The organism is Flavobacterium sp. UMI-01 (assembly GCF_019656315.1).
In the GTDB taxonomy this organism is placed as follows: domain Bacteria; phylum Bacteroidota; class Bacteroidia; order Flavobacteriales; family Flavobacteriaceae; genus Flavobacterium.
The window spans coordinates 277,568-300,351 of record NZ_BPLU01000019.1 but is presented as its reverse complement, the minus strand read 5'-3'; the positions used below and the strand labels follow the sequence as shown (position 1 = coordinate 300,351).

Genomic DNA, 22,784 nt, shown 5'->3' with positions numbered 1-22,784 from the left:
TACTTTAAATCCGTAAGTTTATCCTATTTGCAAGCCTTGTCCATTTTAAAAAATTTTATATTTGCATAAAACTTGACAAAATGAACAAAAAAGTAATCTTAATGATTTTAGACGGCTGGGGGAAATCTCCAGACCCAAAAGTATCTGCAATTGATAATGCCAATGTACCATTTATAAATAGCCTTTACAAAAACTACCCAAGTGCCCAACTTCGCACTGATGGACTACATGTAGGTCTTCCTGAAGGACAAATGGGAAATAGCGAAGTAGGTCACATGAATCTGGGAGCAGGAAGAATTGTGTACCAAGATTTAGCCAAAATTAATTTGGCTGTAGCCAATAATACACTAGCACAAGAGCAAGTTCTTAAAGATGCTTTTCAATACGCCAAAGACAATAATAAAAAAGTTCACTTCCTAGGATTGGTATCTGATGGAGGAGTGCATTCTCATACTTCTCATTTGCGTGGCTTAATTGACGCTAGTCAAGCTTACGGATTAGAAAATGTATTTGTTCACGCTTTTACGGATGGTCGTGATGTGGATCCAAAATCAGGAAAAAAATACATCCAAGATTTACAAAACTACATTTCGAATACACCTGTAAAAATAGCTTCAGTAATTGGACGTTACTATGCCATGGATCGTGATAAAAGGTGGGAAAGAGTAAAATTAGCTTACGATTTAGTTGTAAACGGTGTGGGTACCCCTACGCATGATATAGTTACATCCATTGCTACAAGTTATGGAAATGATGTTACAGACGAATTTATCCAGCCACTTGTAGCTGTTGATAGCAACGAGAAACCTTTGGCTACCATTCAAGAAGACGATGTTGTTATCTTCTTCAATTTCAGAACTGATAGAGGTCGTGAATTAACAGAAGCACTTTCGCAACAAGATTTCCATGAGCAAAACATGCACAAATTAAACTTGTATTATGTTACATTGACTAACTACGACGAAACCTATCAAAATGTTAAAGTAGTTTACAACAAAGATAATATTACCGAAACATTAGGTGAAGTTTTAGAAAAAGCAGGTAAAAAACAAATTCGAATTGCTGAAACTGAGAAATACCCACACGTAACTTTCTTTTTCTCGGGAGGCCGTGAAGAAGCTTTTATAGGTGAAAGCCGTATCCTTAAAAATTCTCCCAAGGTAGCCACGTACGATTTACAACCTGAAATGAGCGCTTATGAACTTGCTGATGCATTAGTTCCTGAAATCGAAAAAGGTGAGGTTGATTTTGTTTGTTTGAACTTTGCCAATGGTGACATGGTTGGACATACTGGAGTAATGGAAGCTGCTATCAAGGCCTGTGAAGCGGTTGATCAATGTGCTGAAAAAGTAATTACTGCAGCTATTGCCAATGATTATAGTGTATTGGTAATTGCAGACCATGGTAACTGTGAAACCATGATTAATCCTGACGGTAGTCCAAATACGGCTCATACTACAAATCCTGTTCCGTTCATTTTGGTTGACAAAGAAATTAAAAAAGTAAATGATGGTGTGTTAGGAGATATAGCTCCTACAATCCTTGATTTGATGGGGGTACCACAACCTGCAGTGATGACACAACATTCGTTGTTGTAATTCATACAATGATATAGTTATTAATAAAAGCTGCCTTTCGGGTGGCTTTTTTTATAAAAAAAAGTTAAAGTCAAAAACTTGATAGTAATACTATTATATTTGCATAAATAACTCTCATTAAACTCTCTATGTTATCTGGATTAAAAATAAAAGTCAATGAGAAAATTTATGTCAAAGACCCTGAAACATCTGTTTTAGGAAAAAAAATTTTGCAAGAAAGTATCTTTCTCATTAACGAAATAGGATTTGATAATTTTACTTTCAAAAAATTAGGAGACAAAATAGGTTCTAATGAAAGTTCTATTTACCGCTATTTTGAAAATAAACACAAATTATTAGTCTATTTATGTTCGTGGTATTGGAGTTGGGTAGAGTATAAAATGGTTTTTAAAATGACCAATATCGATGACCCATTCGAGCGTTTGAAACGTGCCATAACGGTTGTAACAGAAAAAGCCGAAGAAGATTTGTCTATTCCACACATTAACGAATCGGTTTTAAATACCATCATTATTGCTGAATTTACAAAAACATTGCATACCAAAGAAGTAGATGACGAGAATAAAGAGGGCTTTTTTTTAATTTATAAAAGTGTCATCAATCGTCTTATACAACTTATAGAAGAAGTTAACCCAAAGTATCCGTATCCTAAAAGTTTGGCTTCTTCCATCATTGAGGGAGGACTCCATCAGTACTTTTTGAAAGACCATTTAAAAACAATTACGGACTGTAACGAACAGGTTTCGCCTACAGATTTCTATTTGAATCTCATTTCAACTGTTTTAAAAAAATAAACTATATGAAACCATTACAACGATTTTACAATCTCTTAGAATTAGATAAAAAAGATGTTTACCAATTATTCTTTTATGGTATTCTTTCGGGGGTGATAAGCTTGTCTTTGCCATTAGGAATACAAGCCATAACAAATTTTATACAATCTGGGAGGGCTAGTGTTTCTTGGATTGTATTGATTGTATTGGTGGTTTTTGGTGTGGCCTTGGTTGGGATATTGTCCTTTATGCAATTGCGAATTATGGAGAATTTGCAACAAAAAATATTCATCCGTTCTTCTTTTGAGTTTGCTGTACGATTACCAAAAATTAAATTCGAAGAATATTACAACAGTTACCCTCCTGAATTAGCAAATCGTTTTTTTGATACTTTGATGATTCAAAAAGGAACGGCTAAATTATTAGTAGGTTCAACTGCCGCTTTGCTACAAATTATATTTGGAATTATCCTATTATCGCTTTATCATAATTACTTCATCATTTTTGGAATGTTATTAATGGTAATGTTGTATTTCATCTTTAGATTTTCATACAAGCCCGGTCTAGAAACCAGTTTAAAAGAATCTAAATACAAGTACAAAGTAGCAGGATGGTTGCAGGAATTGGCTCGTAACAACTTTAGTTTTAGAAACCAATTGCATCATGAATATGCACTTCATAAAAACGATGGTCTCGTTTCGGATTACTTGTACAACCGCGAAAAGCATTTTACGGTAATTAAGACACAATTTAGCCAATTGGTTATTTTTAAAATAATCATTACTGCTAGTTTGTTGTCAATCGGAGGGTTTTTGGTACTATCCCAACAAATGAATATCGGTCAATTTGTGGCTGCTGAAATTATTATCTTATTGGTTATTAATTCGGTCGAAAAAATTGTTTTAGGATTAGAAACTTTCTATGATGTATTGACTTCTTTAGAAAAAATAGGAACAATTACTGATATGACTTTAGAAGAAGATTTTCCTGTGGATTATAATAATTGTTATACATCCATAACGCTGGATTTGGATCAGGTGAGTTTTCAGTTTCCTGATTCTAAAAAGAAAATACTGGATACAATAACGTTAAAAATTGACCAAGGAGAACGTATTTTTATCGATGGTGAAAATGGTTCTGGGAAAACAACTCTAATGCGTATCTTGTCAGGGTTGATGCAACCTACCCAAGGAAATGTATATATTAATGATGATACTTTTAAAAAGATTAATCTTAACCAATACCGCTCTCAAATCGAAAGTATAGTGTATGGAGAAACACCATTTGAAGGTAGTGTTATTGATAATATTACTTTTAAAAATGAATTCATTAATGATGAAACCTTAAAATGGGCCATTGATGCAGTGCAGTTAAAAGACTTTATTAAGTCCTTGCCACAAGGTTTGTTTACTCCTATTTTTCCCGAAGGAAAACAATTGTCGTCTTCTAATGCTCAAAAAATTCTATTGGCCAGAAGCATTGTGAGCAAGCCAAAAATTTTGTTTTATGAAGACCCAACAGACACAATGGACGAAAAAGTGGCAAATGAAATTATTGATTTTATAACCGATGAAAAACACCAATGGACAATAATTGTTTCCTCTAAAAATCCTTATTGGAAAACAAAATGCAATAGACACATTACGATGCAAAAAGGAAGAATCATTTTAGATACTAAAAAATAATAACATGCTAAATATCTCAAACAACAATAGAGTTGCTCCAGAAAATTTGGATCGTTACAAAACTGTCAAAGAGCTCAAAACAAGGCCTCATTATAGAATCTTAAACCGTATTATAACCATTCTTTCGATATTGGCTTTTGTTGCTTTGTTTCTGCCTTGGACCCAAAATATTTCAGGAAAAGGAGCGGTCACGACGTTAAAACCAAACCAGCGACCACAATCGATACAGAGTGTGATTTCGGGTCGAATTGAAAAATGGTATGTACAAGAAGGAGATTTTGTTAAAAAAGGAGACACCATCTTGTTTATATCCGAAATCAAAGAGGATTATATGGATCCTAATTTGGTAGAAAACACCAAAAACCAACTCGAAGCCAAACAACAGGCATTAGAATCTTATGGGTCAAAAGTAGGCGCTTTGGATAATCAAATTCAAGCGATTCTAAGCGAACAAAAATTAAAATTAGAACAAGCAAACAACAAATTGCAACAAGCGCAATTCAAAATTAAAAGTGATTCTATTGATTTGGTAGCGGTTAAAACCCAACTAAAAATTGCTACTACCCAATACAATCGAGCGGTACAACTTAATAAGGAAGGCTTGAAACCCTTGACAGATGTAGAGGAAAAACGCCTAAAATTACAGGAAGTTGAGGCTAAAATAATTACTCAGGAAAACAAATTGCTAACAAGTAAAAACGAATTAATTAATACAAAAGTAGAACTAAGTCGTATTGATGCTGAATATGGAGAAAAAATAGCAAAGGCTAAAAGCGATCAATTTACTGCTTTAAGTAGTCAATATGATACAGATGCTCAGGTGAATAAATTAAAAAATCAATATGCAAATTACAGTATTCGTAATGGGATGTATTATATTAGAGCGGCACAAAACGGGTACATCAACCGTGCGCTACAAGCGGGTATAGGGGAAACTATAAAGGAAGGAACACCTATAGCGACCATCATGCCATCAGAATACGATATTGCTGTGGAAACTTATGTGAATCCACTTGATTTGCCTTTGATTTCAAAAGGAGCCAAAGTACGAATCTGGTTTGACGGTTGGCCTACCATTGTATTTTCAGGTTGGCCTAATATGTCCTATGGAACTTTTGGGGGGCAAATTGTTGCTGTAGAAAATTTCATTAGTGACAACGGTAAATTCAGAGTCCTTATTGCGCCTGACCCTGATGATTTGCCTTGGCCTAAACAAATTAGCATAGGCTCGGGTGCACAAACTATTGCTTTGTTGAATACCGTACCTGTATGGTTTGAAATATGGAGAATTTTGAACGGTTTCCCTCCAGATTACTACGTAGCCAATGAACAACCGAGTAAATCTAAAGAAAAAAAATGATGAAATATCTCGTACTGTGTTTTCTGCATTTCACTTTCATTCTTCAGGCTCAGGTAATGAACAGTGGTGTTGAAACAAAACAAAAACAGGAATTTACATTTAATGAATACTTGGGGTATGTCAAAAAATTTCATCCCTTAGTAAAGACCGCTAACTTAGAAATCAATAAGGCTCAAGCTAATTTAATGGCTGCAAGAGGTGCCTTTGATCCAAAGATTGAAGTTGATTTTGATAAAAAACAATTTAAAGGCAAAGACTATTATTCGTTACTGAATAGCAGTTTTAAAATTCCTACTTGGTATGGTGTCGAAATCAAAGCGGGTTTCGAACAAAACGAAGGGTATTATTTGAATCCCGAAAATACAGTTCCCAATCCTGGATTAACCTCCATTGGGATTTCTGTTCCTATTGGGCAAGGTTTGTTTATTAACCAACGAATGGCTGATTTACGAAAAGCCAAAATGCAACTCCAATTGAGCCAAGCCGAACGAAAACTATTAGCGGTTGGAATTTTGTACGATGCCTCAGTTGCTTATTTCAATTGGAAAAAAAACTATGAAGAATTCCAAATGTACGCTCAGTACAATACCAATGCACAAACTCGGTTTGACGCTATTAAATCATTGATTCAACAAGGTGACAAAAGAGCGATTGATAGTATTGAAGCGAGTATTAGTTTAAAAAGTCGTCAATTGAGCATGGAGAACTCTCGATTGAAATTGTTAAAATCAAAACTGGAACTTTCTAATTTTCTTTGGTTAGACAATTCTATTCCTATGGAGCTTTCGGATACGCTTTATCCTGAACTGCTGTTAGAGAATACCATTCAAGAAACTTTAAAAACTAACGATTTGCTAGCGCAGGATTTTACGATTGAGAAACATCCTAAAATCAATGCACTTGAAACCAAAATCGATATGCTGGAAGTAGAACGAAAATTAAAAGCCAATTTGCTGCTACCTAAGATTGACCTTTCGTATTCGTATTTATCGGAGCCGCAATACATCGATAGTTATAAATTTGAAAATTATAAAATAGGAGTCAATTTTGCTTATCCTCTCTTTTTGCGAAAAGAAAGAGGTGGGCTAAAATTAGCTGAATTTAAAATTCAAGAGACGACCAATAGCTTACAATTAGAGCGTCAGCAATTGACCAATAAAATTAAAGCGCAAAATGAAGTGATTCAGTCGTTAAATAAACAACGCTTAATGGCCAACGATTTGGTGAGTAGTTACAATACGATGTTGCAATCCGAAGAACGCTTGTTCTCCTTTGGTGAGAGTTCGTTGTTTTTAATCAATAGTCGCGAAAGCAGTTTGATTACAGCCCAACTTACTGCAATTGCTTTGCGTAATGAGTTTTGTGTTTCTAATGCTGAACTCTATAAAATCATGGCAAATCCTGATTAAATCAATTAATATTGTACTTTTGCCAATTCAAAATTTATAATCATGATTATAGTAAAATCTCGTGAAGAAATAGAATTAATGCGCGAAAGTGCCCTAATTGTATCTAAAACATTAGGAATGCTTGCTTCTGAAATAAAAGAAGGAGTAACCACTTTACATTTAGACAAACTAGCCGAAGCTTTCATCCGTGACCATGGAGCAGAGCCTAGTTTTTTAGGGCTGTATGGTTTCCCAAATTCTTTGTGTATGAGTCCAAATGCTCAAGTTGTTCACGGAATTCCAAACAATACCCCCTTAGTGAGTGGTGATATTATTTCTGTTGATTGTGGTGCTTTCAAAAATGGTTTTCACGGTGACCATGCCTATACTTTTGAAGTAGGTGAAGTGGCTCCTGAGACTAAAAAATTACTACAAGTTACTAAGGAATCTCTATATGTTGGAATTCGCGAATTCAAAGCTGGAAACCGAGTTGAAGACGTAGGGAATGCTATTCAAAAATATAATGAGGCTCATGGTTATGGTGTGGTACGAGAATTAGTAGGTCATGGATTAGGAAAAAAAATGCACGAAGACCCGGAAATGCCTAACTATGGAAAAAAAGGAAGAGGTAAACTTTTTGTTGAGGGAATGGTTGTTGCATTAGAGCCAATGATTAATCAAGGAACCCGCAACATCAAGCAACTAAAAGACGGTTGGACCATCCTAACCGCCGACGGAAAACCCTCTGCTCACTTTGAACATGATGTGGCACTTGTAGATGGAAAACCTGAATTACTCTCCACATTCGCTTATATATACAAAGAACTAGGAATCGTTAGCAATGAAGAGGATGAATTTAGAAAAGTACCATTAGTGATTTAAGTTATTACGCTAAGATCCACAAAGACATCACAAAGATTCACAAAGATTTTATTTTTAAATTAGTACCAATGGATAGTGAACAACCAATAGTTACTTCCGAATACATGGAGACTCTTTCTTATAAAATTATAGGTCTTGCAATTGAAGTTCATCGACAGCTAGGTCCTGGACTTTTAGAATCAGCATATCAAGAATGTCTTTTTTACGAAATAAAAAATGCAGGTTTAAACGTCAAAAAGGAAATAACGCTACCCATAACTTATAAAGAAATAGAACTCGATCATGGATATCGAATTGATTTACTAGTTGAAGATCAACTAGTGATTGAATTAAAAACAGTTGAGAACTTTACCTCTGTTCATTTTGCACAAATACTTACCTACTTGAAATTAGGTAAATATCCATTAGGGCTTTTAATGAATTACAATAGTAAAATACTAAAAAACAATATAAAACGATTTATAAACACAACACCTGATTCTTAAAAAAACTTTGTGAATCTTTGTGATGTCTTTGTGAATCTTTGTGAAAGAAAATGAAAAAAGCATTCAAACTTATACTCAATACCATTCCGCGTCCTATCTTGATTCGTTTAAGTTATGTGGTCCGTCCTGTTTTAGCAATGGCTTTAAAAGGAAATACTTATACAGACCCGATTGACGGGAAAAGTTTCAAGAGCTTTTTACCTTATGGATACGGAACGCAGCGTACCAATGTTTTGTCGCCAAGCACCCTTTCCTTAGAAAGACACCGTTTGTTGTGGTTGTATTTGAATGAAGAGACAGATTTTTTCACCGCACCGCTAAAAGTATTGCATTTTGCACCTGAGCAAGCTTTTTATAAGTTGTTTCGAAAGCAAAAAAACCTCGATTATACTACCACTGATTTGTTTTCCCCTTTGGCGGATGTCAAAGCAGATATTTGCAATTTGCCTTTTGAGGACAATCAATATGATGTGATTTTGTGCAACCACGTTTTGGAACACATTCCTGATGATACCAAAGCGATGCAGGAACTATATCGCGTATTAAAACCAGGCGGAATGGCGATTTTACAAATCCCACAAGACTTGAATCGGGAAACTACCTTTGCAGATGATTCGATTACCGACCAAAAAGAGCGTGCTAAAATTTTTGGACAATACGACCATGTGCGTATTTATGGACGTGACTATTTTGACAAACTGCGTTCCATTGGTTTTACTGTAATCGAAGAAGATTATACCAATAAAATCGCCCCAGAATTAGTCGAAAAGTATTGTTTAGCCAAAGGCGAAGTGATTCCTGTCTGTTTTAAATAAATCCTACTTATTGCGTGGTGGAGTATCAATTTTGTTTTGATGTAAGTAGTGATGTAAAAACGGGTTTCTACATTCCTACTGCTTATGTTGTTCGCAAAAACGGACCCATTAACTATGTAGATAAAAAAGCGACAGCCGAAGTCTTACAAGCTCTGAATATCACTAGTTCAGCTTTAGATTCCAATATTCAAAAAGCATTAGCCTTTTGCGAAGCGTTAAAACCAGAAACGTTAATCAAAAAATTCAATGCCAATGGAAAATCCAAAAAAAGCATTGAAGAACTTCTTAAAGATGCCAAAATAGCAGTTGGAATTCAGCATTATTACCAGCTCAAAATGGTGGCTTTTTTAGATTTAATCACCACTTTGAACTACCCATTATCTGTTCAATTAAATAAGGATAAGGATTTTAGAAAAAGCTGTGTAGCTACACAAAACGCCCCACTCGAAGCCAAACTTAAATTTCAAAAAACAGAAGAAGGTATCATCTATACACTTTTTTTGAAGGATGAAACAACTGTCTTTTCGCCATGTGATAAAAACGTTTTGATTCTGTTAACCGAACCAAGTTGGCTGGTTGTTGACCAAAAACTATTTCGCCTCAAAGACATTGATGCTAAGAAAATCAAACCTTTTTTGAATAAAAAAACTATCGCTATTCCTTCGAGAATACTGCCTGAATATTTTGAGAAATTCATCAAAGACATGGTCAAAAAAACGACTATTGAGGCGGAAGGGTTTGAAATCATTCAAAAAAGCAGCATACAAAACTGTGTCATTGAAATAGTTCATGACTTTTTCAAAAACAGCTATTATCTGAATCTGCTTTTTGACTATCAAGGCTGTATTTTTGATGCTTCAAAAGCGAAACTAAGCCATTCCGAAATTGATGTAAGCCAACCCGAACACATCAAAGTCATTCAGTACAAGCGTAATCCAACCAACGAATTCATTTTTGAACAAAAACTAGAGTCAATGGGCTGTGCCAAAACTGAAAATGGCTTTTGGGAAGTTTGTCCAAAAACTGAAAAATCCGAAACTTACCAAACAATACAATGGTTAATTGATCAGCAACAAGAGTTGGTAAAACTGGGATTTACTTTAAGTCATTTGAAAATAGAAGGCAAAAAACTTCAAATTGAAAAGCCAAAAATTCATTTTTCAAACAGCATTGAAAACGACTGGTTTGATTTGAAGATTACCATCAGTTGTGGCGAATTTGAGTTTAGTTTTGCGGATATTATTCCGAATATCAAACAGCAAAACCAAGTTTACATTCTCCCCGATCAAAGTTGTTTTTTGATTCCAAAAGAATGGATGACGCAATATGCCTCTTTGGCAAAATTAGCCAAAGTCAAACAAGGTAATTTACAACTGCCTAAAAGTAATTTTGCCGTTTTACAGAATATCCCTGAACTCAAAATAGAAACGGCACCAACTGAAAAAAAAGAATTTCAGCTTTCGCCTTTAGTCAAAGCAACCTTACGTCCGTATCAAATGGAAGGCGTTCAATGGCTCTTAGAACATTACCACAATCAGCTAGGAGCCTGCTTAGCTGATGATATGGGATTGGGAAAAACACTGCAAACCCTTTCGGCTTTAGTCAGTGTCCAAGAACTATTGGAAGAACAACAAAGAGAGGCGGAACAATTGGATTTATTTGGCAATGTAATACCGCAAGCTAAAGAATATTTGAAAGCACTTATTATTCTTCCGTCTTCCTTAGTTTTTAACTGGTACAATGAAGCTCGAAAATTCACTCCGCACCTTAGACGCATCCAATACGTAGGAAACGAACGAAAACTGATTGCCAAAAAACTAGCGCGTTACGATTTAATTTTTACCAGTTACGCCGTAGCCTCACGGGATATTAGTATTTTAGAAAAATACAATTTTAGATTTTTAATCTTGGACGAAAGTCAATACATTAAAAATAAAAACTCTAAAATATTTAAGGCCATCCAGCAAATTCAAGCCCGCACCCGATTTTCGTTAAGTGGAACGCCTATTGAAAATTCACTTGATGATTTGTGGTCTCAAATGGAATTTATCAATCCTGAAATTCTGGGGAGCTATTCTTTTTTTGTGGAACATTACAAAAATCCAATTGAAAAACAACAAGACCCAATTGTTTTAGCGGAACTAAAAGCATTGATTAGTCCGTTTATTTTAAGGCGTACCAAGGAACAAGTATTGAATGATTTGCCCGAAATGACCGAGCAAATTTATTATTGTGAAATGGAAAAAGAGCAGGAGAAACTATACGAAGAAGAAAAATCCAAAGCACGCAATTCTCTTCTAAAAACGGATGGCTCAAAAACAGACAAAATCAATATCATCAACACCTTGATGCGTTTAAGACAATTGAGCAATCACCCCAAAATGATTGATGCTAAATCCGAATTGGATTCAGGGAAATTCAATGCGGTTACCGATTATTTGACGACTTTGATTCAAGCGAAACAAAAAACGATTGTATTTAGTTCCTTTGTTTCAAATTTAGATTTTTACAAAAAATGGTGTCAACAACACAGCATCAAATTCAAGGAACTCACAGGTAGTACGGCGCAACAAGACAGGGAAAACGCAGTGAATCAATTTCAAGAACAAGATGATGTTTTATTGTTTTTTATTTCCTTAAAAGCGGGAGGTGTGGGACTTAATATTACTAAAGCTTCTTATGTGTTGTTCCTAGACCCTTGGTGGAATCCTTTTGCTGAAAAACAAGGAATAGGACGTGCGCATCGCATGGGGCAATTAAATAAAGTCAATGTGGTTCGGTTTATTACCAAAAACACCGTCGAAGAAAAAATTATTCGTTTGCAAGAAAACAAAAAACTTTTATCTGACTCGCTATTAAATGAAGATAGTGTTAGCATCGAAATTGAAACGCATCTAGATTATATTTTAGAATAAAGAACCTTAGGATTTGCATTATTGCAAAATAATCTAAACTATATTTTGTTATATTTACGCAATAGTCATATCAATCATCGTTTATGTTTTCTAAATTCACTTTCCATTTTATTTTATTATTGGCTGTAGTTTCTAAGTTAACTGCACAAGTTGAAAATGAAGTGGCTCCTCCCTTTAACATCAAGACCATTTCGTTTATTCAAAACAATCAAAATGTGGTTCCTGTTTTCGAACTTGGTTCAGGATTCCAATTGCAGTTTGATGACTTATATGGGAATAATGGAGATTATTTTTACGAAATTGTTCATTGTGATTACAACTGGATACCAACAGATATTCCAAAAAATGAATATATGTTGGGTTTTGATAATCAACGTATTCAAGATATTGTGACATCATTCAATACCTTACAGATTTATTCTCATTTTAAATTATCAATTCCTAATCAGCATACCCAGCGCTTAAAATTAAGTGGAAATTACATTTTAAAGATTTTAAACGAAAATAGAGAAGTTGTTTTTAGTCGAAGATTCATTCTTCATGAAGATCTTGCTTCTGTTCCGGTTCAAATTAAAAGAGCTAGAACCATTCAAAATTTACCCTACAAACACAATTTGGATTTTTCCATAAATTCGAATACGATTACTTTTCAAAACCCCATTAAAAATGTTAAAGTTGCTTTATTTCAAAATGGAGTTTTTAATCAAGCTATCAAAAACATTGTGCCACAATATACGATGGGAAACAATTTGATTTACAAATACGATACGGAAACACAATTTTGGGCGGGAAATGAGTTTCATTATTTTGAAAATAAAAACATCCGATTTCCGTCTAATTTTGTGGCAAAAGTTGATGTGAATACCGCCATTTATAGCAGTTATTTGTTTACGAATGAAGCAAGAGCTAATTTTCCTTATACCTTCTACCAAGATGTGAATGGTAATTTTGTGGTTTTGAATGCCAATGCGGAAAATAACGAGATTGAATCGGATTATTCTTGGGTGTATTTTAGCCTCTCTGTACCCACTTTCAGACTTAAAAAAGACATTTATGTGGTAGGAATGTTTAATAATTATGTGTTAAGTAATGAAAATAAAATGGAGTATAATCCAGAAAAAGGGGTTTATGAGAAGCCTATTCTAATTAAGCAAGGTTTTACTAATTTTAAGTATGTTGTGGCAGATAGCAAAGGTGTAATTGATCATGAAAATGCGGTGGATGGAAATTTTTATCAAACTGAAAACGAATATACTATACTTGTTTACTATCGTGACAACACCGCGAGGTACGATAGAATCATTGGGAAAGGCAAAGCCAGTTCTGTAAATGTGGTGAATTAAAAAAAACCATCAACAAAATCGTCCAAACGAAAGCTTTTTTTTGTATTTTTGTTTCCTAAACACATAACTATTCGCTAGTTCAGTATGGTTTCTCAAATTACAAGAGGTATAAAAATTTCAGTTTTGACTAGTTTTGAAGGTACTTACTTCAAGAACTATAAGATTCATTTTGCCTTTAGTTATGAGATTACTATTGAAAATCACAGTAAAGATTCGGTACAACTTACCTCTCGTCATTGGGAGATTTTTGATTCATTGAACGATCTTGAAGTTGTTGATGGCGAAGGTATAATAGGTAAAAAGCCAGTTCTAAAACCTGGAGAACAACATACCTATAGTTCAGGATGTCTATTGGCTTCTCCTTATGGTGCTATGCAAGGTCATTTTAATATGATTAACTTTAGTAATGCCAAAAACTTCAAGGTTTATATACCTACTTTTAAGCTTTGTGCTCCTTTTGCTTTGAATTAAAAACCTTTATTTCACATCTAAATCCCGTCTTTTCGGATTAAACTACGTATTTTTGTGTTTATCACATTTGGTTTACAATTGGTCTAAATCATTTATTTTCTACAATGTAATTTGTGTCAAAGGATACAAATAGCTTAAAAAAACACACAACTATGTTAAAAGGATTTTTCAAAACACCAAAAGCAATTAATGAACCTGTAAAAGCCTACGCACCCAATTCTCCTGAAAAGAAAGCGGTATTAGAAGCTTATTCTGCTATGTGGCATTCAAAAGTTGAGGTCCCTTTGTATATTGGAAATGAAGAAATAAAAACGGGTACAACTCGAAAGATAACGGCACCACACCAGCATCAGCATTGCGTAGGGATATACCATCTAGCAGAAAAGAAACATGTTGAAAAAGCCATAACTAACGCACTTGAATCGAGAACCAAATGGGTGAGCATGGCTTGGGAACAACGTGCAGCTATTTTTTTAAAAGCCGCTGAACTCATTGCTGGGCCATATCGTGCTAAAATTAACGCAGCTACGATGATTGGGCAATCCAAAAACATCCATCAAGCTGAAATAGACGCTGCTTGTGAGCTGACTGATTTTTTGCGTTTTAATGTAGAATTCATGACGCAAATTTATGCGGATCAACCTCTGTCAGATTCCTCAACTTGGAATCGATTAGAGTATCGTCCTTTGGAAGGATTTGTGTATGCTATTACCCCCTTTAATTTTACGGCAATTGCGGCTAATTTGCCTGCAAGTGCTGCTATGATGGGAAATGTGGTGGTTTGGAAGCCAAGTGATAGTCAGGTGCTATCAGCAAAAGTTATAATTGATGTTTTCAAAGAAGCAGGTGTTCCTGATGGTGTAATTAATGTGGTGTTTGGTGATGCCTTGATGATTACAGACACTGTTTTGGCAAGTCGTGATTTTGCAGGAGTGCACTTTACTGGTTCTACTCATGTTTTTAAAGATATTTGGGCTAAAATTGGAGCTAATATTCATCATTACAAAACCTATCCTAGAATCGTAGGAGAAACAGGCGGTAAAGATTTTATAATAGCACATCCTTCTGCTAATGTCAAACAAGTTACCACTGGAATCATACGTGGAGGATTTGAATTTCAAGGACAAAAATGTTCTGCAGCTTCTAGAGTTTATCTGCCTAAAAGTTTGTGGCCTGCTATCAAAGAACAGCTCACTAAAGACGTGCAATCATTACAAATGGGGTCTCCAGAGGATTTGAATAATTTTATTACAGCAGTTATTCACGAAGGTTCCTTTGATAAATTAGTGCGCTATATTGAGCAAGCCAAAAAAGACGCTGATGCCGAAATTATTCTTGGTGGGAATTACGATAAATCAGTGGGATATTTTGTTGAGCCAACCGTTATTGTTACAACAAATCCTAAATACGAAACAATGGAAACTGAATTGTTTGGTCCTATTGTAACGATTTATATCTATGAAGACGAAAAATGGGAAGAAACCTTGGCTTTGGTGGATACTACATCTGATTATGCTTTAACAGGGGCTATTTTTAGTAAAGACCGTTATGCTATAGAGCAAGCCACTGTCGCTTTACAAAATGCTTCTGGTAATTTGTATATCAATGATAAACCCACTGGTGCTGTGGTGGGGCAACAACCTTTTGGTGGTGCAAGAGCTTCAGGGACTAATGACAAAGCAGGTTCTGCTTTAAATTTATTACGTTGGGTGTCACCAAGAACGATTAAAGAAGTTTTTGTAAGCCCAGAAGATTATAGATATCCTTTTTTGGGAACGTAAATTCCACTATCTCGAAGAGGAAACTAAAAAAAGCCCACAAGATTCAAATTAATGTGAATTTTGTGGACTTTCTATTTTTTGACCGCATAACTATCAAAAACAGAATATCCTTCTGTCAATATGTTAACCGTATTTTCAACTTTAAAGGTTAAACTTTTAAACACTCCAACAATAAAATTTTTTAAACCACAAACTTCAACGGTAAATGCACCACTTTTTTGGTTTCAAAAAATTCATCTTCAAAAAAAGTAGCTAAATCATATAGGGTTGCTTTTGGGAAATCTTTTAATTCTTCAGTCAAATCGCCTCCTTTTAGATAGAGTATTCCATTTTTCAATTCGTGTTTTTGTTGTTTTTTGATTTTGGTTTTTACCCAAGAAACAAAATCTGGCATATTCGTTACGGCTCTGCTTACGATAAAATCAAAATCTCCTTTTACATTTTCGGCTCTAATCTGTTCGGCTTTTACATTTTTTAAGCCCAAAGCATCTGCAACACCTTGTACTACTTTAATTTTTTTTGCAATAACATCAATCAAATAAAAACGAGTTTCAGGAAACAAAATTGCCAATGGAATCCCTGGGAAACCACCTCCTGTTCCTACATCTAAAACATAGGAGCCAGGCTCGAATTTCATAATTTTAGCAATTCCTAATGAGTGTAAAACATGCTTAGTATAAAGGGAATCAATATCTTTTCTTGAAATAACATTAATTTTTTCATTCCAGTCGTGATACAAAAAATCCAACCTTGCAAATTGTTCTTTTTGAACTTCAGTCAAATCAGGAAAATACTTCAAAATCTCGTCCATTATCTTAAATTTTTAACAAAAGTAGTATTTTTAAATCTTAAATAGTAGATGATTTTTGCAAATAGAAAATTTTAATAATTACCTTTGCAAACTATTACAACCTAAACTATTTATGAATTCGAATGCGCCGACTTTTCCACGACATGATGCTTTAAAATTTTTTAAAATTTTAAACTCGCGAGTGAATGAATATTTCAAGGAAAATAACATTAAAAAAACAGGTAACTGGAAATTGTACACAAAGACTGTTGTGATGTTCTCCATCTTATTTGTGCCCTATTTTGTTTTATTATTAACGCCTACAATTCACTTTGGTATCCATATTTTATTGAGTTTTGTTATGGGGATTGGAATGGCAGGCGTAGGAATGAATGTCATGCATGATGGGAATCACGGTTCCTATTCGTCCAAACCCTGGTTGAATAAAATTATGGGGGGAAGCATTTATATATTAGCAGGTAATGTATATAACTGGCAGGTACAGCATAATGTGTTGCATCATACGTATACCAATATCCCAGGTCATGACGAGGATTTAGAAGCAGGACGAATTATTCGTTTTACCAAACACGCTAAATGGTACAGCTTTCACCGTTTTCAACAATATTATGCCATTTTACTTTATGGATTGTTAACAATCAATTGGTGTTTGACAACTGATTTTAAACAGATGAGAGATTATCTAAAAAGAAAGTTGTCTTACGGTGGGCCAGCGAATCCTAAAAAATTATGGACAGGTTTGGTTATTTCTAAAATTATCTATTTTTCTTTCTGGTTGGTGGTACCAATGGTATTTATCACTTGGTGGAAAGTCCTCATTGGTTTTTTTATAATGCATTATACCGCTGGATTAATTTTAAGTGTTGTTTTTCAATTAGCACACGTAGTCGAAGAAACAGACAATCCAACACCAAATGAATTGAATGAAATGGACAATACTTGGGCTATTCATCAATTATATACCACTACTAATTTTGCGCCCAAAAGTTGGTTGCTTAACTATTACACAGGTGGTTTAAATCATCAAATTGAACATCATTTGTATCCTCATATTAGTCATATTCACTATGGTAAAATTGCCGAATTTGTCAAGCAAACAGCCAAAGAATGTAATTTGCCTTATTTTGAATATAAAACCATGTTTAGTGCTGTCATCGCGCACATGAAACATTTGAAGGAGTTGGGGATGCAACCTGAAATATCGCAATAAGAAAACAAAAATAAATCATTAACCGCTTCAATTTCTTTACTGAAATTAGAGCCTTTTAAATCAACTTTAATGAACCATATTCTTTCAGACAGAATTAACAATTTGGCTACTTCGCAAACATTAGCAATGGCAGCATTGGCTCGCGAATTAAAAGCACAAGGCAAAGACATTATCAGTTTAAGTTTAGGAGAACCTGACTTCAATACTCCAGACTTCATCAAAGAAGCTGCTAAAAAAGCAATTGATGAAAACTACAGTACCTATTCACCAGTAGATGGTTATGCTGAGTTAAAAGATGCTATTTGTCGAAAATTTAAAAGAGACAATGACTTAGACTACAAACCAGCAAATATTGTGGTTTCTACAGGGGCAAAACAATCATTATATAACATTGCACAAGTAATGTTAAACGATGGAGATGAAGTTATTTTGCCAGCACCTTACTGGGTTTCTTATTTCGAGATCGTAAAATTATCAGGGGGAGTTCCTGTAGAAGTTCCTACTTCTGTTGAATCAGATTTCAAAATTACTCCTGAGCAATTAGAAGCTGCAATCACACCTAAAACAAAAATGATGTGGTTTTCTTCACCATGTAATCCATCAGGTTCCGTATATAGTCGTGAGGAATTAACTGCTTTAGGTAAAGTATTAGAAAAATACCCAAACATCTATGTTGTTGCGGATGAAATCTATGAGCATATCAATTTTTCTGGAACATTTTGTAGTATTGCCTCAATACCAGGAATGTTTGAAAGAACAATTACCGTAAATGGAGTTGCTAAAGCTTTTGCTATGACAGGTTATAGAATTGGATACATTGGAGCGCCTGAATTCATTGCTAAAGCGTGTACAAAAATTCAAGGTCAAGTAACTTCTGGAGCTAACTCTATTGCGCAACGTGCTACCATTACGGCTGTTGATGCTGATCCTTCCGTGTTGAATCACATGGTACAAGCATTCCATTCTCGTAGAGATTTAGTGGTTGGCTTGTTAAAAGAAATTCCAGGAATTAAAATCAATGTTCCAGAAGGGGCATTCTACGTATTCCCAGATGTTTCTTCTTTCTTTGGAAAAACATTAAAGGGGACTGAAATTAAGGATGCTAATGATGTTTCTATGTACCTTTTGGCTGAGGCCAACGTAGCAACTGTAACTGGTGATGCTTTTGGTAACCCAAACTGTATCCGTTTTTCTTATGCAACCAGTGATGAATTGTTAAAAGAAGCTTTAAGACGAATCAAAGACGCTTTGGCGGGATAGTTGGTAAGGTTAAAAATATGAAGTTAGTGGTTCTAAGGATCACTTACTTTAAATAATAAAAATGCCTCAAGGAAACTTGGGGCAATTTTTTTAGTTAATTGATCAGCAGATAATTCTATAATAAAACCGTAGAATTTTATAAGACAAAAACTTAAGGCAATCTTCATCTTTGTATTATCAAATCAATTAAAAAAAAAGTTATGATACATACAGATGAAACAAGAGAAGAAATAGTTGCGGTATTAAATGGATTAATTTCAATTTTGGAAGATGGTAAATTAGGATATACCTCCGCAGCTGAACAGGTAGAAAGTCCAGCTATTAAATCGGATTTCTTAGAATATGCAAGAGAACGCGCTTTGTATATAGTGGAATTGCAGGACGAAATTAATAGGTTAGGGAAGTCAACGGATACTGCCGGAGGTGGGCCATTGGGCGCCATGCATCGTGCTTGGATAGATATCAAAGCGTCTTTTACCAGTGGCGATACAGAAGCAATCATTAATGCTTGTATTACAGGGGAAGAAGCTGCAATTGAGGAGTATAAAAATGCTTTAGAAAAAGGTCATTTAGAGTTAAATCAAATTGCCATTGTTTCCAAACAATTAAACGGTATTCAAAACACCCTGATGAAAATTAAGTCAAAAAAATTGTCTTAACATTCAGAACCATTTTTATTAAAAACTACTTGGTCAGTAAGCTAAGTAGTTTTTTTATTTCTTTTTATCAGAGTGGTCATGAAATTTTATTTCTAATAAAATTCGATTGAAATCCGATGAAACCTCTTAAGTTGTGATTATTTTGTAACGAAAATGATTTTCATTCCAGTTTGATGGTGTCAATAATAATCTTAAATTTAATTAACGGTCTATTAAGAGCCAATGTTAGAAACTAAATTGGCATTCTAAAAAAGTTACAACTTGGTTTTTCCTTGAATCAGTTGATTGTATTCTAAGGCCAATTTCGTCATCAAAAAATCAATTTGTATCTTATTTTTTGATTTTAAAACGGTCTCATTATTTTTGTCTTCAATCCAGTAATACAGGAAGCCTTTGATGTAGTCTTTTGGAATTTTCAGTCTTTTGGTAAAATAATCTTCGTCGAAAAGCGGGGTTATTTGATTTAAAACTTCCGATTTTTTTTCGACTTGGAACATTCTTTTAATTGATTTAGTTCTGCCATTGATGGCATTCAAAAGGGGATCTATGGCCAAGCATCCTCCTAATAATCCTAAAAGATGAATGGGTTTGAAATCACCTGCTGTTTCCAATTTTCTTTCCATTTGAGTAAAACTTTTTGGTTTTTTTGAAAGTACTCCAGTAGATAGGGCATTTATTTCAGGTTGTTTGTTGATGACAACAGTTTCAAGGTTGTTGACTTTATCCTGCATCTCTATTATCATAACAGCGTCGTTTAAATCTTCTAGTTCGATTAGTTTAGTTTGTTTTTCTAATGCAATGGAAGAGAATATTAACGAGTCGCCTTTTTTTACTTCAATATGAAATTCACCGTTGTTATTGGTTAGAGTGCTTGTTTTGTTTGATAAATTTGTAACGGTTATACCTTCAGTAGCATTCTGATTGGCGATGATTTTTCCATGAACGACTTTATCGTTTCTGTTTTGTCCATAATTTATTTGGATAAAGAAAAATACCCAAATGAAAACCTCTTTGCACATAAAATAGTGTTGCGTTGCTTGTTGTAAATGTAATTCAAGATTACTAGTTGTAGTTGCATTTTAGTAATAAAATCTTGTTAAAAACTGTGTTTTGTGCAACATAGAGTTTGTTTGGTGCCTTATTATGCAGATGTTATATTTTATAAATGAAGTAAAGAGATTGTAATCTCTTAAAATGAAATAGCGTAATTTACTTTAATATTCAAAAGTAAATTACGCTATTTGTGTTAGTGTTTTTAGGAAAAGGCAATTAATTTTTTAATTCAAAAGGAATGGGTATTCCTTTGAATGTGAAGGTGGCTAATTTATCGCAAGAACCATCGCCAAAATCCACTACGCCTTCACTACCGTTTTTAACAATAGTCATGGTGCCTTTTACGGGAAAAACAATTTTACAACTTGCTTTAACAATTAAAGCAGCTGTTATGGTTTTAGTGATTTTAGCGCCTGTAGGTAATGTGGTACTTGTGTTACCAGTAATAGAAAGCACATTGTCTTCCCAGTTGCCAGGAGTGGTATAGCCCTCTGAAAATTCTCTCATGATAGTTCCGGTTCTTGTGTAAACGTTACCATTGGCAAACGTAATTGTCATGTCTAAAGTGTGAGTTACAACTGGTTTGGTAGTGTTTAATTTACTTATAACTAAACTTTTGTTTCCCGTGATTAGATTGCCATTGTGATAAAAATTCTCTAAGGTATAGGCTATTGTTTTTGTTGCATCAGTAGTGCTTTTTGAAAAACTGATTGTGATTTTTCCTTTAATGACATTTCCGTTTTTAAGTGTGCATCCCGTCGTACCAAAATCAATGGTTCGAATGTGAGAGTCATTGGTTGTATTTGTTTTTATCTCAGCACAATCCGGTAGGTATCTAGGAACGACAACACTTGATTTGCTCGTTACAGTTTGCTGTGCGGCATATTGGTCTTCAGCAATGTTTGAAACATCTTCGATAGCTGCATCAATTTTCGTTTCATTTGATAAATCTGCCTCGGTAAGTGGTGTGTTATCAGTTGTTTTGTCATTGGAATCACAACTAATACAAAGACCTATAACAAGCAAGGTCGCTAGGATGATTTTTCTTGTTTTCATGATGGTTTAAAGTTTTAGGTTAAAGTTAAAGATTTGATTGTTAAATTGGTATAAGGTTTAATCTGGGGTGAAATTAAGGGTCTAATGTACAAAAAAAGCAACAAAAAGTATCGTTAAAGGTTAGGGATTTTTTTGGGCGGGAGTATTACAAATTATTTGGTTGTTTTTTTATTAAAAACAGTATATTTGAAATCGAAATGAATGTTACTTCCCAAATAAAACAGCCTATTAATATTGAAATGGAACTTTTTGAAAAAAAGTTTCATGAGTCAATGTCTTCACAAGTAGCTTTACTTAACAGAATTACTTATTATATTGTTAATCGCAAAGGAAAACAAATGCGGCCTATGTTTGTTTTTCTATGTGCAAAAATGGTTTCTAGTGGTATCGTTAATGAGCGCACCTATAGAGGGGCAAGTGTGATAGAATTAATTCATACGGCTACTTTGGTACATGATGACGTAGTGGACGATAGTAATAGACGAAGAGGTTTTTTTTCCATCAATGCGTTGTGGAAAAATAAAATAGCCGTTTTGGTAGGTGATTATTTACTTTCCAAAGGATTGTTGTTGTCCATTGATAATGGGGATTTTGATTTACTTCAAATTATATCGGTTGCAGTAAGGGAGATGAGTGAAGGTGAATTGCTGCAAATAGAAAAAGCTCGACGACTTGATATAACCGAAGAGGTATATTATGAGATTATTCGAAAAAAAACAGCTACCCTCATAGCGGCTTGTTGTGCCTTGGGTGCAAAATCTGTAGTTGATGATGCGATTCAAGTCGAAAATATTAGAAAATTTGGAGAATTAATTGGTATGGCATTTCAAATTAAAGACGATTTATTTGATTATTCAGATGACGCAATTGGTAAGCCTACAGGTATCGATATCAAAGAACAAAAAATGACATTGCCACTTATTCATGTTTTGAATACTTGTACTTCAAAAGAAAAAAGTTGGCTGATCAATTCGATTAAAAATCATAACAAAGACAAGAAGCGTGTCAAAGAAGTGATTGCTTTTGTAAAAGATAATAATGGTTTGGCTTACGCCGAAAATAAAATGATTGCATTTCAACAAGAAGCACTTTCATTAATAGAAAATTACCCTGATTCTGACTATAAAAAATCATTGATTTTAATGGTTAATTATGTGATTGAAAGAAAAAAATAATGCATTTCAATTTTAAAATTTTTTAAGTGATTTTTTGTTACCCTAGCTAATAAAGTTTTTTTTG

General features: G+C 34.2%; 19 protein-coding genes. 16 read left to right on the top strand and 3 right to left on the bottom strand.

Translation table 11 applies throughout. From position 1 onward, the window contains the following. Positions 1-80 precede the first annotated feature (80 nt). The 12 genes from gpmI (at position 81) to pruA (ending at position 15,496) form a co-directional block, all read left to right on the top strand. Positions 81-1,598: a 2,3-bisphosphoglycerate-independent phosphoglycerate mutase gene (gpmI, locus tag K5R64_RS08685; protein WP_220762684.1), complete on the top strand. Its 1,518-nt coding sequence runs from the start codon at positions 81-83 to the stop codon at positions 1,596-1,598. Between the two features lie 128 nt (positions 1,599-1,726). Beyond that, positions 1,727-2,392: a TetR/AcrR family transcriptional regulator gene (locus K5R64_RS08680; RefSeq protein WP_220762682.1), complete on the top strand. Its 666-nt coding sequence runs from the start codon at positions 1,727-1,729 to the stop codon at positions 2,390-2,392. Positions 2,393-2,397: 5 nt separating this feature from the next. Next, entirely contained in the window at positions 2,398-4,056 is a 1,659-nt protein-coding gene (locus tag K5R64_RS08675) for a peptidase domain-containing ABC transporter (RefSeq protein ID WP_220762680.1), read from the top strand. 4 nt (positions 4,057-4,060) lie between these two features. Further along, the gene (locus tag K5R64_RS08670; protein ID WP_220762678.1) at positions 4,061-5,416 is read left to right on the top strand and encodes an HlyD family secretion protein; all 1,356 of its coding nucleotides are present in this window, start codon (positions 4,061-4,063) and stop codon (positions 5,414-5,416) included. Continuing rightward, a complete protein-coding gene (locus K5R64_RS08665; protein WP_220762733.1) occupies positions 5,416-6,825 on the top strand; it encodes a TolC family protein in 1,410 nt (469 codons plus the stop codon). The genes K5R64_RS08670 and K5R64_RS08665 overlap by 1 nt, the downstream gene beginning before the upstream one ends. Before the next feature lie 42 nt (positions 6,826-6,867). Next, on the top strand, positions 6,868-7,686 hold the full coding sequence (gene map, locus K5R64_RS08660) for a type I methionyl aminopeptidase (protein ID WP_220762676.1): 819 nt from the start codon (positions 6,868-6,870) through the stop codon (positions 7,684-7,686). Positions 7,687-7,754: 68 nt separating this feature from the next. After that, the gene (locus K5R64_RS08655) at positions 7,755-8,171 is read left to right on the top strand and encodes a GxxExxY protein (RefSeq protein ID WP_255580331.1); all 417 of its coding nucleotides are present in this window, start codon (positions 7,755-7,757) and stop codon (positions 8,169-8,171) included. A 50-nt stretch (positions 8,172-8,221) separates the two neighbouring features. Continuing rightward, the gene (locus K5R64_RS08650) at positions 8,222-8,986 is read left to right on the top strand and encodes a class I SAM-dependent methyltransferase (protein WP_220762674.1); all 765 of its coding nucleotides are present in this window, start codon (positions 8,222-8,224) and stop codon (positions 8,984-8,986) included. A gap of 17 nt (positions 8,987-9,003) precedes the next feature. Beyond that, positions 9,004-11,901, top strand: coding sequence for a DEAD/DEAH box helicase (locus K5R64_RS08645; protein WP_220762672.1), 2,898 nt, complete (start codon positions 9,004-9,006; stop codon positions 11,899-11,901). Between the two features lie 83 nt (positions 11,902-11,984). After that, positions 11,985-13,244, top strand: coding sequence for a DUF5103 domain-containing protein (locus K5R64_RS08640; protein WP_220762670.1), 1,260 nt, complete (start codon positions 11,985-11,987; stop codon positions 13,242-13,244). 84 nt (positions 13,245-13,328) lie between these two features. Beyond that, positions 13,329-13,715 (top strand): Co2+/Mg2+ efflux protein ApaG, encoded by a 387-nt coding sequence (gene apaG, locus K5R64_RS08635; RefSeq protein ID WP_220762668.1) that lies wholly within the window; start codon positions 13,329-13,331, stop codon positions 13,713-13,715. A 152-nt stretch (positions 13,716-13,867) separates the two neighbouring features. Next, entirely contained in the window at positions 13,868-15,496 is a 1,629-nt protein-coding gene (gene pruA / locus K5R64_RS08630; protein ID WP_220762666.1) for an L-glutamate gamma-semialdehyde dehydrogenase, read from the top strand. Positions 15,497-15,677: 181 nt separating this feature from the next. Here pruA and rsmG read toward each other — a convergent pair whose 3' ends face one another. Next, the gene (rsmG, locus tag K5R64_RS08625; RefSeq protein WP_220762664.1) at positions 15,678-16,307 is read right to left on the bottom strand and encodes a 16S rRNA (guanine(527)-N(7))-methyltransferase RsmG; all 630 of its coding nucleotides are present in this window, start codon (positions 16,305-16,307) and stop codon (positions 15,678-15,680) included. A 112-nt stretch (positions 16,308-16,419) separates the two neighbouring features. On the opposite strand from rsmG, the gene K5R64_RS08620 reads away from it, so the two are divergent. The 3 genes from K5R64_RS08620 (at position 16,420) to K5R64_RS08610 (ending at position 19,436) form a co-directional block, all read left to right on the top strand. Further along, positions 16,420-17,517: an acyl-CoA desaturase gene (locus K5R64_RS08620; protein ID WP_220762662.1), complete on the top strand. Its 1,098-nt coding sequence runs from the start codon at positions 16,420-16,422 to the stop codon at positions 17,515-17,517. Positions 17,518-17,586: 69 nt separating this feature from the next. Then, positions 17,587-18,777, top strand: a complete 1,191-nt coding sequence (locus K5R64_RS08615; protein ID WP_220762661.1) for a pyridoxal phosphate-dependent aminotransferase — start codon at positions 17,587-17,589, stop codon at positions 18,775-18,777. A 200-nt stretch (positions 18,778-18,977) separates the two neighbouring features. After that, a complete protein-coding gene (locus K5R64_RS08610) occupies positions 18,978-19,436 on the top strand; it encodes a PA2169 family four-helix-bundle protein (RefSeq protein WP_220762660.1) in 459 nt (152 codons plus the stop codon). 254 nt (positions 19,437-19,690) lie between these two features. Here the strand turns inward: K5R64_RS08610 and K5R64_RS08605 are convergent, their stop codons facing one another. Both K5R64_RS08605 and K5R64_RS08600 read right to left on the bottom strand, forming a co-directional pair. Then, the gene (locus K5R64_RS08605) at positions 19,691-20,455 is read right to left on the bottom strand and encodes a carboxypeptidase-like regulatory domain-containing protein (protein ID WP_220762659.1); all 765 of its coding nucleotides are present in this window, start codon (positions 20,453-20,455) and stop codon (positions 19,691-19,693) included. Positions 20,456-20,705: 250 nt separating this feature from the next. Next, complete coding sequence (locus K5R64_RS08600) at positions 20,706-21,545, bottom strand: hypothetical protein (protein ID WP_220762658.1); 840 nt, start codon at positions 21,543-21,545, stop codon at positions 20,706-20,708. 197 nt (positions 21,546-21,742) lie between these two features. Here K5R64_RS08600 and K5R64_RS08595 point away from each other — a divergent pair, with 197 nt between their 5' ends. Continuing rightward, positions 21,743-22,720, top strand: coding sequence for a polyprenyl synthetase family protein (locus tag K5R64_RS08595; protein WP_220762657.1), 978 nt, complete (start codon positions 21,743-21,745; stop codon positions 22,718-22,720). Positions 22,721-22,784 lie beyond the last annotated feature (64 nt).

Bases quoted from the DNA above. Each gene is read 5' to 3' on its own strand.
- rsmG (WP_220762664.1), bottom strand. From the start codon at position 16,307: ATGGACGAGATTTTGAAGTATTTTCCTGATTTGACTGAAGTTCAAAAA.
- K5R64_RS08600 (WP_220762658.1), bottom strand. From the start codon at position 21,545: ATGAAAACAAGAAAAATCATCCTAGCGACCTTGCTTGTTATAGGTCTT.
- K5R64_RS08595 (WP_220762657.1), top strand. From the start codon at position 21,743: ATGAATGTTACTTCCCAAATAAAACAGCCTATTAATATTGAAATGGAA.
- gpmI (WP_220762684.1), top strand. From the start codon at position 81: ATGAACAAAAAAGTAATCTTAATGATTTTAGACGGCTGGGGGAAATCT.
- pruA (WP_220762666.1), top strand. From the start codon at position 13,868: ATGTTAAAAGGATTTTTCAAAACACCAAAAGCAATTAATGAACCTGTA.
- K5R64_RS08640 (WP_220762670.1), top strand. From the start codon at position 11,985: ATGTTTTCTAAATTCACTTTCCATTTTATTTTATTATTGGCTGTAGTT.
- K5R64_RS08655 (WP_255580331.1), top strand. From the start codon at position 7,755: ATGGATAGTGAACAACCAATAGTTACTTCCGAATACATGGAGACTCTT.
- K5R64_RS08650 (WP_220762674.1), top strand. From the start codon at position 8,222: ATGAAAAAAGCATTCAAACTTATACTCAATACCATTCCGCGTCCTATC.
- K5R64_RS08610 (WP_220762660.1), top strand. From the start codon at position 18,978: ATGATACATACAGATGAAACAAGAGAAGAAATAGTTGCGGTATTAAAT.
- K5R64_RS08670 (WP_220762678.1), top strand. From the start codon at position 4,061: ATGCTAAATATCTCAAACAACAATAGAGTTGCTCCAGAAAATTTGGAT.
- K5R64_RS08680 (WP_220762682.1), top strand. From the start codon at position 1,727: ATGTTATCTGGATTAAAAATAAAAGTCAATGAGAAAATTTATGTCAAA.
- K5R64_RS08620 (WP_220762662.1), top strand. From the start codon at position 16,420: ATGAATTCGAATGCGCCGACTTTTCCACGACATGATGCTTTAAAATTT.
- K5R64_RS08675 (WP_220762680.1), top strand. From the start codon at position 2,398: ATGAAACCATTACAACGATTTTACAATCTCTTAGAATTAGATAAAAAA.
- K5R64_RS08615 (WP_220762661.1), top strand. From the start codon at position 17,587: ATGAACCATATTCTTTCAGACAGAATTAACAATTTGGCTACTTCGCAA.
- map (WP_220762676.1), top strand. From the start codon at position 6,868: ATGATTATAGTAAAATCTCGTGAAGAAATAGAATTAATGCGCGAAAGT.
- K5R64_RS08605 (WP_220762659.1), bottom strand. From the start codon at position 20,455: ATGTGCAAAGAGGTTTTCATTTGGGTATTTTTCTTTATCCAAATAAAT.
- apaG (WP_220762668.1), top strand. From the start codon at position 13,329: ATGGTTTCTCAAATTACAAGAGGTATAAAAATTTCAGTTTTGACTAGT.
- K5R64_RS08665 (WP_220762733.1), top strand. From the start codon at position 5,416: ATGAAATATCTCGTACTGTGTTTTCTGCATTTCACTTTCATTCTTCAG.